Source organism: Halopenitus persicus (assembly GCF_002355635.1).
Classification (GTDB): domain Archaea; phylum Halobacteriota; class Halobacteria; order Halobacteriales; family Haloferacaceae; genus Halopenitus; species Halopenitus persicus_A.
The window spans coordinates 1374261-1386044 of sequence record NZ_AP017558.1 but is presented as its reverse complement, the minus strand read 5'-3'; the positions used below and the strand labels follow the sequence as shown (position 1 = coordinate 1386044).

Genomic DNA, 11784 nt, shown 5'->3' with positions numbered 1-11784 from the left:
ACACGACTTAAACGTTTACCCGTCGTTGCGTTCGATTTGTGGCCGGAGTTCACCGCACGATGAGCCGGGAGCTCACCGCGCCGCGAGCCAGGCTTCGATCCGGTCGAACGCCTCGTCGATCCGGTCCGCGGAGTTCGAGTACGCGATCCTGACCCGTCCTGCCCCGGTCTCGCCGAACACGGTCCCGGGAACGAGCGCCACCCCCGCCTCCCGGAGCAGGGAGTAGACGAACTCGGTCTCGTCGTCGACGCCCTCCGGGACCGTCGGGAACGCGTAGAAGGCGCCGCTCGGCGTCGGACAGGTCATCCCGGGAACGTCGGCGATCCGGTCGGCGACCAGGTCGCGCCGTCGTTCGAACGCCTCCACCATCGGCGCCTCGAGGGTCCCCTCGAGCGCGCGAACCCCGGCGTGCTGTGCGATCGAGGGCGCACACGTCGTCGTATACTGGCGGAGCCGAATGATCGGGTCGACGAGCGACTCGGGCGCGGCCAGATAGCCCAGCCGCCACCCGGTCATCGAGTACGCCTTCGAGAAGCCGTTCACCGTCACCGTCCGGTCGTACATTCCATCGAGGGCGCCGAGGCTCACGTGGTCACGGTCGTAGCGTATCTTCTCGTAGATCTCGTCGGACAGCACGGTGAGGTCGTGTTCGACCGCGACGTCGCGGATCGCCGCGGCGTGGTCCGCGTCGAGCATTCCGCCGGTCGGATTGTGCGGAGTGTTCACGATGAGCAGTTCGGTGTCGTCCGACGCGCGCTCCGCGAGCGCCTCCACGTCGGGCTGGAACCCCTCCTCGGGCGAGACGGGGTACGGAACCCGCGTGGCCCCGGCTGTCTCGATCGACGGCCGGTAGGTCCAGCTCGGGTCCGGAACCAGCACCTCGTCCCCGGGACCGACGAGCGCGACGACGGTGCAGAACACGGCCTCGGTGGCGCCCGAGGTCACGATGATCCCCCCGTCCGGATCGTACTGTAACCCGTTATCCGTCGCGAGCTTCTCCGCGATCCCCCGCCGCAGCGGCTCGATGCCGTAGTTCGACGTGTAATGGACCTCGCCCCGGTCGAGCGCGTCCTTTCCGGCGTCCTTTATGGGCTCGGGCGTGTCGAAGTCCGGCCGTCCGATCTCGAGGTGGACGACGTCCTCGCCCGCGGCCTCGAGCCGGTCACACTCCTCGAATATCTTCCGGATCCCGGAGAACGGGATCGCGGACATACGGTCCGCTGGCATGGGACACGGTTGTCGGTCGCACACATAAACGCTCGGGTCGGATCGGTGCCGAGGATCGGCCTACATATATTTATCGTTGGAGCCGGCATCCGTGCGTATGGATCACGTCCTACAGTGTCAGCGGTGCGAGCGGACGTTCGACCCCGGGCTGTTCCCGCGCGGCTGCCCCGACTGCCGATCGGACGGGGAGGCGGGTCGGCTCGAGGCAGTCGTCGACCTCGCGACTGTCGACGCGTCGGCGCTGCCGTTCGGGACCGACCGCAGTCATCGGTCGGACATGTGGCGGTATCGCGAGCTCCTGCCGCTGCGTGCGGCCGAGCCCGTGACGATGGGCGAGGGGTGGACCCCGCTGGTCGAACTCCCCGACGCCGGCGGCGACGCGACCGTCCTGTTGAAGAACGAGACCGGCAATCCGACCTGGTCGTTCAAGGACCGACTCAACTCGCTGTTGCTCTCGAACGCGGTCGCGGGGGAAGGCCGGACCCACGTGGCGACCTCGAGCACCGGCAACCACGGCGCCAGCACCGCGGCCTACGCCCGGTTGGCCGGGGCCGAGGAGGTGCTCGTCCTCATCCCGCCGGAAACCGAACGACCGATCCGTGCCCAGATCCGCGCGTACGGCGCGAAGGCGGCGGTGACCGACTACGAGGAGCGGCGCCCGCTGTTGCGGTCCCTCGCGAAACGCGGCTGGTATCCGACCGTCAGCGTCTCGAAGGAGTACGTCAGCCAGCCGTACGGGAACGAGGCGTACAAGACGATCGCCTTCGAGCTCGTCGAGGCGCTCGAAACCCCGCCCGACGTCGTCGTTGCGGCGGTCGGGTCCGGGGACGGTCTCTACGGGACCTGGAAGGGGTTCCGCGAGCTCCGGGACCTGGGCGTCATCGACCGGACCCCGAGAATGGTCGGCGTGCAGCCGGCCGAGCGGCCGTCGCTCGTGACCGCCGTCGAGGAGGGCCACGACACCGTGGGGGAGGCCCCCGGACCGATGCCGAGTAGCGTCTCCGCGAGCGGCGACTCCGCCGGCGACCACGCGCTTCGCGCGATACGCGAATCCGACGGCACCGCCTACGGGATCGACGAGGCCGCCGTTCAAGCGGCGATGCGTGCGGCCGCCCTCGCGGGCGTCGTCCCGGAGCCGGCGAGCGCGCTCGCGCCCGCCGCGGTCGACCGCGCCGTCGGCGACGGGGTCGTCGGCCCCGGAGACACCGTGGTCTGCGTGGCGACGGGTGCGGGAGTCAAGTGGCCCGACGCTCTCACCGACGTCGTCGGCCAGCCCCCGCGCGTCGAGCCACGGCTCGATGCGCTCGCCGAAACGTTGGGGGTGTCCGTCGACGCGCCGACCCAGTAGCGTGCCGGCGTTTGCGGCCACGAAACGAGCCACGAGCGACGACGCGGATGTCGGCGTTCGTCCCGGCGATTTCCACGCCGGAGGTCGTTTCATCCGCCACTGTCGGTGGTCGTTTCATCCGCCACTGTCGGTGGTCGTTTCATCCGCCACTGCCGACGTCAGTTTCATCGGATGAAACGAATGGACGTTCGATGGGCCGCCGATCGCGGCCGACTGAATTACAAATTTATGGTTGTAATTCAGTCGGGTCACCCGACCACGCACGATCGCCGTCCCGTCCTGGGCTCCGCTCCCGACCGTGCCGCTCGAATCGGGTTTCTCGACGTGAAACGCGCCGCGCCGGAGGACGGCGGCCGCGGCCCGCCGCCGCGGCCGTCGTCGCCGCCGGGTCGCGCACTCCACGCGACCCGCGCGCCGCCACAAACGTTATTATGGATGGTACGAGAGTACGGGTCGTTCCAACGGAGTGATCCGAACCGCCATGTCCATTCACGTCAGCACCACCGACGGGAGTTCCGGATGACGCGAGACCCGGACGTCGTCGTCTTTCGGCGGGGGACCGAGGCGTTGTCGCCCGCGGCGTACGCGGACGCCCTCCGCCGGCGACTCCCCGATTTGACCGTCGTGCTCGCGGAGACGCCCCGCGAGGAGCGCGACCTTCTCCGGAAGGCACGCATCGCCACCGGCATCTCGATCACCGGTGAACAGGTCGAGCTGGCCGACGAGCTCGAGCTGTTCGTCGTCGCCTCCTCGGGAACCGACCACCTCCCGATGGACCGGCTCCGTGACCGGGGCATCCTCGTCGCGAACGCCTCCGGCATCCACGCGCCCGGGATCGCCGAGCAGGTCCTCGGCTACCTGCTCGTGTTCGCGCGCCGCATCCACCGGGGGATCCGCCAACAGGCCGACAACCGCTGGCACCACTACCAGGCCACCGAGCTGATGGGATCGACCGTCACGGTCGTCGGGCTGGGCGCCATCGGGCACGCGATCGTCGAGCGGCTCGACGCGTTCGGCGTGGAGACGATCGGCGTGCGGTACACCCCCTCCAAGGGCGGCCCGACCGACGAGGTCGTCGGCTTCGACGACGACCTGCACGCCGCCTTCGCCCGCTCCGAGTACGTCGTGTTGTGCTCCCCGCTCACCGAGACCACCCGCCGGCTGATCGGCCCCGACGAGATCGCGACGCTCGGCCCCGATTCGGTCGTCGTGAACGTCGGCCGCGGCCCGCTCGTCGACACCGACGCGCTCGTCGAGGCCCTGCAGGTCGGCGACCTTGCCGGCTGTGCGCTCGACGTCACCGACCCCGAGCCGCTCCCGAACGACCACCCGCTCTGGGACCTGGACGACGCGATCATCACGCCGCACATGGGCGGCCACACGCCGGAACACTGGCCTCGCCTCGCCGACGTCCTGGCGGAGAACGTTCGCCGTCTCGAGGACGGTGCGGACCGCGACCGGTTCCGGAACCTGGTCTCCTAGCGCTCGTCCCCTCCCCCACGTTTCCCGTCGAATCCCCCGGCATCTTTTTACACGCTGAGCGGGATGGTGACGTATGTCACGGAATGAGGACGAGGTCTGGCTCCAGGAGCTGAGCTGGCCCGACTTCGAGGCGTACCTCGAATCGGCCGACAACCCGACGGTCGTCGTGCCCATCGGCTCGACCGAACAGCACGGGCCGCATCTCCCGCTCGGCGTCGACGCGTACCAGGCCAAGGACGTCGCCGAGGGGATCGCCGAGCGCGCGGACGTCGTGGCCGCGCCGCCGATCTGGTACGGCGACGCCGAGCACCACATGGCGTTTCCCGGGACGATCGCGCTCTCCTCGGAGACGGTGATCTCGGTGCTGTCAGACGTCTACGAGAGTCTGGCCCGCCACGGCGTCGAGAACGTGCTGACCGTCAACGGCCATCGCCTCGCGAACCTCCCGGCGATCGACATCGCGTCGAAACGGGTCCGCGAGGAGCACCCCGAGGTGTTCTTCGCCACGGTGGACCTGGTGCGGATCGGGGTTCGCTCACACAACGAGTTGCGCGACGGCGACCCGGAGGACGGGATGCACGGCGGCGAGTTCGAGACCTCCTTCATGCTGCACGAACACCCCGACCTCGTCGACGAGGACGAGTTCGTGAAGGAGACCCACGACGGCTGGACCCGGTTCACCTCCAACGACTACGTGAGCATGGACGACAGCGTGGGCACCGCCAGCGTCAGCGCCGACTGGGGCGAGGACGACCTCGGCCACCACGGCGACCCGACGAAGGCGTCGGCCGAGAAGGGCGAGACGCTCCTCGAGGACGTCGTCGACAACGCGATCGAGTTCCTCGAGGACCTCTACGCGCACCGGAGCGGCGACGGCTCGATCGGGCTGAGCTATTGAGGCGGCTCCGGCCGCGGTATTGAGGCGGCTTCCGACCGCCGGTGCACTGCCGCCGGCCGCGGTGGCGTGACGCCGCGACCCCCGGCCGTCACCGCGGCTTCGCGCGGACGTACTGGGTCGGCCACTCGACGTCGGCGCCGAGCTCCCGGGCGGCCGCGAGCGGCCAGTACGGGTTCCGAAGCAGCTCGCGACCCAGGGCCACGAGGTCCGCCCGGCCGTTCCGGACGATCGCGTCCGCGTGCGTCGGCGACGTGATCTTCCCGACCGTCGCCACCGGCAGGTCGCCCGCCTCCCGGATCGTCTCGGCGTACGGCACTTGATAGCCCGGTCCGGTCTCGGGGATCCGCTGGTCCGGGTGGAGCCCGCCGCCCGAGACGTCGACGAGGTCGGCGCCGGCCTCGACGAGCCGCCCGGCGAGCCGGACGGAGTCGTCCACGGTCCAGGCGGTCCGGTCCGGCAGCCAGTCGGTCGCGGAGATCCGGACGAACACCGGCGCATCGTCCGGCCACACCTCCCGGACGCGCTCGACGACGGCGATCGGAACTCGAGCCCGCGATTCGACGTCGCCGCCGTATCGGTCGTCCCGGCGGTTCGTGACCGGCGAGAGGAACTGGTGGAGGAGGTAGCCGTGGGCGGCGTGGATCTCGACGACCTCGAAGCCGGCCTCGCGAGCCCGCCGTGCGGCCGCGGCGAACGCGTCGACGATCGCCTCGATGCCGGCCTCGCTCAGCCGTCGGGTCGGGACCGCGTTCTCCTCGGGATACGGGACTCCGGACGCGCTCACGGTCTCCCAGCCCCCGTCCGCGGGCCGGATCGGGTGTCGCCCCTCCCGCGGCGGCGCGTGGGAGGCCTTCCGCCCCGCGTGCGCGAGCTGGATCCCGGGGACTGCGCCCTGCTCGCGGACGAACGACGCGATCGGCGCGAGCGCGTCCGCGTGCTCGGCCGACCAGATCCCGAGGTCGAACGGCGTGATGCGTCCCCGGGGCTCGACCGCGGTCGCCTCGGTCATCACGAGCCCCGCGCCGCCGACCGCGCGCGTTCCGAGGTGGACCCGGTGCCAGTCGTCGGCCAGCCCGTCCGCGGCACAGTACTGGCACATCGGCGAGACCATCACCCGGTTCCGGAGGTCGGCCCCCCGGATCGAGACCGGCGAGAATAGTGTGGGTGTCACTACCAAACGCGGAACGCGGACGCACAAAACGATGCCGGTGGATCGACTCGCACGCAGCCCGCGGTCGCCGAAAGGATTAATCGTGTTCCGGGTGAGACCACGACGATGACGACCCTTGACCTCACCGTCCGCCGTGCGGACGGCTCGACCCGGGGCGTGACGGTCCCCATACGGCGGATCGCCAACTGCGGGATGGCGACGCGGAACCCGGACCCGGACCGGGTCGACCGGATGTTCGAGGAGCTGGCCACGATCGGGGTCACCCGCCCCGACACGCTCCCGATGGTCGTTCCGAAGCCGCCGCACCTGTTGACGACCGACTCCGAGATCGTGGTCAACGCGGCGACGACCGGCGGCGAGCTGGAGTTTGTGCTGCTGCCGACCGCCGACCGGACCTACGTCGGGGTCGGCGTCGACCACAAGGACGACCACGTGATGGACCGGAACCTCCACCGGGCGAACAGCACGTGCCCCAGCGTGATCGCCGACGAGGTCTGGCGGCTGGACGACGTCCGCGACCGCTGGGACGACCTCGAGATCAGCTGCTGGACCGGGCGGGGGGACGATCGGGAGCTCTACCAGCGAGCCACCCTCGACGCGTTCCTGCGGCCGGACGCGCTCCTCGAGGCGATCGACGCGAAGACGACCGCGCCGCTTACCGGCACCGCCGTCTGGTCGGGCACCGTCTCGACCGGCGCCGACGGCGACGTCGACGCCCGGCCGGACGTCACCTACGGGGACTTCTACGCGATGCAGCTGTACGACCCGGCGGCGAACCGCCGGATCTCCCACCAGTACGACGTCTCGCTGAACGACTGGCTCGACGACTGCGAGCTTCCCTGACGGGAGCGGACGCGTGGGTCGGCTGGCGGGAACGGACGTGTGGCCCGTCCGTGCTCCGAGCGGGCCGGCCGTGCTCCGAGTGGGTCGGCCGTGCTCCGAGCGGGTCGGCCGTGCTCCGAGCGGGTCGGCCGTGCTCCGAGCGGGTCGGCCGCCCTGCCGGATGCCCGTTCGGACTCGCCGATCTCGAGCGCTCCGATCGGATTCTGCCGCCATTCAAATAGTATAGTATATCATATACTTCTGAACAGTAGTCATTTAAAATATGACAACGATCGGAATAACTCGTCTCCAGATCGGTTTCGTCCGCGTCCGAGTCTGTCGTGATCCGACTGCCATCTGCTGCGGATACCGGGTGGATCCGGTCGAGGACCGTTTATATATCGAATGCTTGTCTCTATGTTATAGCCGCGCTTTGGGCGTTTTAACCGAATCAAACGACGGTCGGTCGTCTCACCGGATCGCGGACGGATCACGTCGGCACCGCCACCGGGACGACGCCGATCCCACACGTTGGGCCGTCGATCCGTTCCGGCCAGCACCGTGCCGATGACGAAGACGGCGATCGTTTATCATATATTTATATATTCATTAAAATTGGTGTTTATGTTGGCTGGCCATCGATCGTCGCCTTCGGCGACCACCAACCGTTTTGCCCCTCGGACGCACAGCGGCACGTATGCGGATCCTCGTCTTCGGCGCCGGAAGCCTCGGAAGCCTGATCGGCGGGCTGCTCGCGCGGGCACACGACGTGACGCTCGTCGGCCGCGACCCGCACATGCGCCGGGTCCGCGAGGACGGCCTCCGGATCGAGGGGGCCATCGAGGCGCACACCCATCCCCGCGCGCTCACGGACGGCACGGGCGAGCGCGCCGACGTGGCGATCGTGACGACGAAGACCTACGACACGGACGCTGCGGCGCGGACGCTCGCGACGGGTCGGTACGAAACGGTGGTCTCCCTCCAGAACGGGCTCACCGAGGAACGGCTCCTCGCCGCCCTCGACGCGCGCGTCCTCGCGGGGACGGTCACCTACGGCGCGCGGCTCGTCGACTCCGGTCGCGTCGAATGTACCGGAACCGGGGAGGTGACGATCGGCGCGCTCTCGGGCGGACAGGACCCCGAGGCCGAGCGGATCGCCGAGGCGTTCCGGGAGGCGGACGTCACCGCCGGGTCGGCGTCGGACATGCCCCGGCGCCGCTTTCGAAAGCTCGCCGTCAACGCCGGGATCAACGGCCCGACGGCGCTGGCGGACGTCGACAACGCCGCGGTGGCGACGGGTCCGGCGGGCGCGGTCGCGCGCGAGGCAGCCTGCGAGGTCGCGACGGTCGCGCGTGCGGAGGGCGTCGATCTCTCGAACGGCGACGCCGTGGCGGCCGTCGAGCGCGTCGCCGAGACCACGGCCGCGAACCACTCCTCGATGCGACAGGACCGGGCGGACGAGCGCTGCACCGAGGTGGACGCGATCTACGGGGCCGCGATCGACCGCGGGGAGACCCACGGCGTCGAGACGCCGACCTGCCGGACGCTGGCGGCGCTGCTCCGGGCCTGGGAGCGCGATCGGGGACTACGGCCGGCGGACGACGTCGGGGGCGGCGCCGGCGGTCTCTGAGGAGGTCGGGCGGGGACGTCGGCGGAATCGGCGTGTCGCTATCGGGGCCTCAGCACCACTCCTCGAGGACCGGGGCGTCGGTCTCCTCGACCGCCATCCACGCGTCCTCGCGGGAGACGTCCGCGATGACGAACTCCGACCGGGACGGCGTGGCGTCCACCGACGCCATTACGTCCGGCGACGACACCGGTTCGAGCGCGTCCCGTGCCTGCGGCAGCGGCGGGTCGCGTGGTTCGGTGTCCGGCTCGTCCCAGGGAGTGGAACTCCGTGACATGATTGACATCAGTTCGCACTCACATATAAACTCATCGGACTGAATCCACGAACCCGGTGTTATACACGATCGTGCTGGACAAACGACGATCTATCGCCTTCTGAAGTGGGCGTACATCGACGTTTGTGTCGATTTGAACGGCGGTATCGAACCTGATTCCGGTCGGTGAGGTCGGTATCGGTCGAACCACGCCGACTCCCTGATCGAACGGTCGGTGTGGGATCTCCTGACGGGAGCCCTTCGCAGTATACAAGAGGTCCGGTGGCGAAAGGCGCCCTATGAACGTAGCTGACGCGATGACGCCGCGCTCGGAGCTCGTGGTCGTCGAGATCCCCGGGACGCGGGACGACGTCCTCGAGTACATCCAGGACCACGGCTTCTCCTCGGTGCCCGTCGTCAAGGGAACCGGGGACGGCGAGGTCTACCGCGGGTTGGTCTCGCGTGACGACCTGATCGACCACCCCGACGAGGACCAGCTCGCGATGCTGATGCGGGAGGTCCCGACGACCGGCGCCGACGTCGACATTCGTGAAGCCGCTTCCGTGATGGTCACCGAGAACGCCCGCCGGATCCCGGTCGTCGACGGCGACGCGCTCGAGGGGATCCTTACGGTAACCGACGTGGTTCGAGCGATCGCCCGCGGCGACGTCGACGGGGACGCCGCGGTCGGCGACCTCGCGACGCGGGACGTCAATGCCACCCACGTCGCCACGCCGCTCCCGGTGGCCGAACGCGAGATCGGCCTCTCGGCGGTCCCGTACGCCGTGGTGCTCGACGACGACGCGACGATGGTTGGGATCCTCACCGAGGTCGACGTCCTCGAGGTCGCCCGCGTCGTCGAGGGCGAGGAGGGAACCGGCGACAGCTTCGCCAACCAGGACGACGACTGGGCCTGGGAGGGGATCAAGGCGGTCGGCAACCGGTACCTCCCGACGCGCAACGTCGAGCTTCCGCTCGGTCCGACGAGTGAGTTCATGACGGCCGACGTCGTGACGGTCTCCGGACGCCGGACCGCCGCGGAGACCGCCCGCGAGATGATCTCGAACGACGTCGAGCAGATCCCGCTGGTCAGCGGCGGCGAGCTCGTCGGGATCGTTCGCGACGTCGACCTGCTGGAGGGGCTGTAAGCGATGGCCGGCCGCGAGCTCGTCGAGCTGGCCAAGCGCCGCGGGTTCTTCTTCGGCTCCAACGGCGCCTACGGCGGCACTGCCGGGTTCTACACCTTCGGTCCGCGGGGCGCAGCGCTCAAGCGAAACCTCGAGGACGCCTGGCGCGACCGGTTCACGCTCAAGGAGGGGAACCACGAGATCGAGGCCCCGACCGTGATGCCCGAGCCGGTCTTCGAGGCCTCCGGCCACCTCGAGGGGTTCGACGACATGCTCGTCGAGTGCGGCGAGTGTGGCGTCTCCCACCGCGCCGATCATCTCGTCGAGGACGCCACGTCGATCGCCGACGCGGAGGCGCTGCCCGGATCGGAGGTCGAGATGCTCATCCGCGACCACGACGTCGTCTGTCCCGCCTGCGGCACGCCGCTTGCCGGGCAGGACGTCGAGGACTTCAACCTGATGTTCGCGACGAACATCGGTCCCGGCGACGCACAGCCCGGCTACCTTCGCCCCGAGACCGCACAGGGGATCTTCGTGGAGTTCCCGCGGCTCAAGGAGTACGCCCGCGGGCAGCTTCCGTTCGGCGTCACCCAGATCGGCCCCGCCTACCGAAACGAAATCTCGCCGCGGGGCGGCCTGCTGCGGCTCCGGGAGTTCACCCAGGCCGAGCTCGAGCAGTTCATCGACCCCGAGGACGACGACCCGCCGATCGACCGCGTCGCCGACGTCGAGGTGCGGCTCTACCCCGCCGCCGAACAGGCGGCCGACGACGGGGACTACCTCGAGACCACGGTCGGCGAGGCGGTCGACGACGGCGTCATCGGCTCCGCGTGGGTCGGCTACTACCTCGGCGTCGCCCAGGAGTGGTACGAGCGGGTCGGCGTCGACATGGACCGGTTCCGATTCCGGCAGCACCTGTCGGGCGAGCGCGCCCACTACGCGGCCGACTGCTGGGACGCCGAGAGCGAGGTCGACGGCGACTGGATCGAGATCGCCGGCTTCGCCGACCGGGGCAACTACGACCTCTCGAAACACGACGCCCACGCCGACGACTCCTTCACGATCTTCAAGCGGTACGACGAGCCGAGGACGGTCGAGCGGGCGACGGTCGACCCCGACATGTCCGTGCTCGGCCCCGAGTTCGGTGGACGGGCCGGCGCGGTCGCCGACGCCCTCGAGTCCCTCGCCGAACGTGATCCGGACGCCTTCGACGCCGAGACCGTGACCGTCGAGCTCGACGACGGCGAAACGGTCTCGGTCGAGGCCGACGTCGCGAACTTCTCGATCGAGACGGAGACGGAATCGGGCGAGCACGTCATCCCGCACGTCATCGAGCCCTCGTTCGGGATCGGCCGGATCGTCCAGACGATCCTGGCACACGCCTACACCGTGGACGAGATCGACGGCGAGGAGCGCACCTACCTCGAGCTCCCCCCGGAGATCGCGCCGATCGACGTCGCCGTCTTCCCGCTCGTGAGCAACGACGACCGCCTGGTCGACCTCGCCGACCGGCTCGCCGACGACCTCCGCGCGCACGGGCTCTCGGTGGCACACGATGACTCCGGCTCGATCGGCCGGCGCTACCGGCGACAGGACGAGATCGGCACGCCCTTCTGCGTCACCGTCGACCGCGACGGGCTCGAGGGCGACGGCCCCGATTCGGTCACCGTCCGCGAGCGCGACGCGGCCCGACAGGTCCGGATCTCCGTCGACGACCTCGCCGACGAGCTGGCTGCCCTGCTCGGCGAGGACGGCACGGCGGGCTTCGAGGGCCTCCTGGACCGCCACGATCCGGTCGAGACGGACGTCGAGGCCGCCTGAGGCGG

General features: G+C 69.6%; 10 protein-coding genes. 7 read left to right on the top strand and 3 right to left on the bottom strand.

Annotated elements, in window-relative coordinates:
- Nucleotides 1–72 precede the first annotated feature (72 nt).
- Nucleotides 73–1227, bottom strand: coding sequence for a pyridoxal phosphate-dependent aminotransferase (locus tag CPZ00_RS06715; protein ID WP_199243402.1), 1155 nt, complete (start codon nucleotides 1225–1227; stop codon nucleotides 73–75).
- Between the two features lie 97 nt (nucleotides 1228–1324).
- Here CPZ00_RS06715 and CPZ00_RS06710 point away from each other — a divergent pair, with 97 nt between their 5' ends.
- The 3 genes from CPZ00_RS06710 to CPZ00_RS06695 all read left to right on the top strand — a co-directional run bounded on the left by CPZ00_RS06710 (nucleotide 1325) and on the right by CPZ00_RS06695 (nucleotide 4955).
- Nucleotides 1325–2575, top strand: a complete 1251-nt coding sequence (locus CPZ00_RS06710; protein WP_096390195.1) for a threonine synthase — start codon at nucleotides 1325–1327, stop codon at nucleotides 2573–2575.
- A gap of 519 nt (nucleotides 2576–3094) precedes the next feature.
- On the top strand, nucleotides 3095–4057 hold the full coding sequence (locus tag CPZ00_RS06700; RefSeq protein WP_096390193.1) for a D-2-hydroxyacid dehydrogenase: 963 nt from the start codon (nucleotides 3095–3097) through the stop codon (nucleotides 4055–4057).
- 73 nt (nucleotides 4058–4130) lie between these two features.
- The gene (locus tag CPZ00_RS06695; protein ID WP_096390192.1) at nucleotides 4131–4955 is read left to right on the top strand and encodes a creatininase family protein; all 825 of its coding nucleotides are present in this window, start codon (nucleotides 4131–4133) and stop codon (nucleotides 4953–4955) included.
- An 88-nt stretch (nucleotides 4956–5043) separates the two neighbouring features.
- On the opposite strand, the gene CPZ00_RS06690 is transcribed toward CPZ00_RS06695, so the two are convergent.
- Nucleotides 5044–6126, bottom strand: a complete 1083-nt coding sequence (locus CPZ00_RS06690) for an NADH:flavin oxidoreductase/NADH oxidase (RefSeq protein WP_096390191.1) — start codon at nucleotides 6124–6126, stop codon at nucleotides 5044–5046.
- 105 nt (nucleotides 6127–6231) lie between these two features.
- Here CPZ00_RS06690 and CPZ00_RS06685 point away from each other — a divergent pair, with 105 nt between their 5' ends.
- Together CPZ00_RS06685 and CPZ00_RS06680 are read left to right on the top strand one after the other, a co-directional pair.
- Nucleotides 6232–6969, top strand: coding sequence for a DUF2848 family protein (locus tag CPZ00_RS06685; RefSeq protein ID WP_096390190.1), 738 nt, complete (start codon nucleotides 6232–6234; stop codon nucleotides 6967–6969).
- 676 nt (nucleotides 6970–7645) lie between these two features.
- The gene (locus CPZ00_RS06680) at nucleotides 7646–8578 is read left to right on the top strand and encodes a ketopantoate reductase family protein (protein WP_096390189.1); all 933 of its coding nucleotides are present in this window, start codon (nucleotides 7646–7648) and stop codon (nucleotides 8576–8578) included.
- Between the two features lie 49 nt (nucleotides 8579–8627).
- Here CPZ00_RS06680 and CPZ00_RS06675 read toward each other — a convergent pair whose 3' ends face one another.
- Complete coding sequence (locus CPZ00_RS06675; protein ID WP_096390188.1) at nucleotides 8628–8852, bottom strand: DUF7556 family protein; 225 nt, start codon at nucleotides 8850–8852, stop codon at nucleotides 8628–8630.
- Nucleotides 8853–9130: 278 nt separating this feature from the next.
- Here CPZ00_RS06675 and CPZ00_RS06670 point away from each other — a divergent pair, with 278 nt between their 5' ends.
- Together CPZ00_RS06670 and glyS are read left to right on the top strand one after the other, a co-directional pair.
- Nucleotides 9131–9979 (top strand): CBS domain-containing protein, encoded by an 849-nt coding sequence (locus tag CPZ00_RS06670; RefSeq protein ID WP_096390187.1) that lies wholly within the window; start codon nucleotides 9131–9133, stop codon nucleotides 9977–9979.
- Between the two features lie 3 nt (nucleotides 9980–9982).
- The gene (gene glyS / locus CPZ00_RS06665; protein ID WP_096390186.1) at nucleotides 9983–11779 is read left to right on the top strand and encodes a glycine--tRNA ligase; all 1797 of its coding nucleotides are present in this window, start codon (nucleotides 9983–9985) and stop codon (nucleotides 11777–11779) included.
- Nucleotides 11780–11784 lie beyond the last annotated feature (5 nt).

What these genes read in the sequence shown, in the direction of transcription:
- CPZ00_RS06715 (WP_199243402.1), bottom strand. Translation starts at nt 1,227, where the DNA reads ATGCCAGCGGACCGTATGTCCGCGATCCCGTTCTCCGGGATCCGGAAG.
- CPZ00_RS06710 (WP_096390195.1), top strand. Translation starts at nt 1,325, where the DNA reads ATGGATCACGTCCTACAGTGTCAGCGGTGCGAGCGGACGTTCGACCCC.
- CPZ00_RS06700 (WP_096390193.1), top strand. Translation starts at nt 3,095, where the DNA reads ATGACGCGAGACCCGGACGTCGTCGTCTTTCGGCGGGGGACCGAGGCG.
- CPZ00_RS06695 (WP_096390192.1), top strand. Translation starts at nt 4,131, where the DNA reads ATGTCACGGAATGAGGACGAGGTCTGGCTCCAGGAGCTGAGCTGGCCC.
- CPZ00_RS06685 (WP_096390190.1), top strand. Translation starts at nt 6,232, where the DNA reads ATGACGACCCTTGACCTCACCGTCCGCCGTGCGGACGGCTCGACCCGG.
- CPZ00_RS06680 (WP_096390189.1), top strand. Translation starts at nt 7,646, where the DNA reads ATGCGGATCCTCGTCTTCGGCGCCGGAAGCCTCGGAAGCCTGATCGGC.
- CPZ00_RS06675 (WP_096390188.1), bottom strand. Translation starts at nt 8,852, where the DNA reads ATGTCACGGAGTTCCACTCCCTGGGACGAGCCGGACACCGAACCACGC.
- CPZ00_RS06670 (WP_096390187.1), top strand. Translation starts at nt 9,131, where the DNA reads ATGAACGTAGCTGACGCGATGACGCCGCGCTCGGAGCTCGTGGTCGTC.
- glyS (WP_096390186.1), top strand. Translation starts at nt 9,983, where the DNA reads ATGGCCGGCCGCGAGCTCGTCGAGCTGGCCAAGCGCCGCGGGTTCTTC.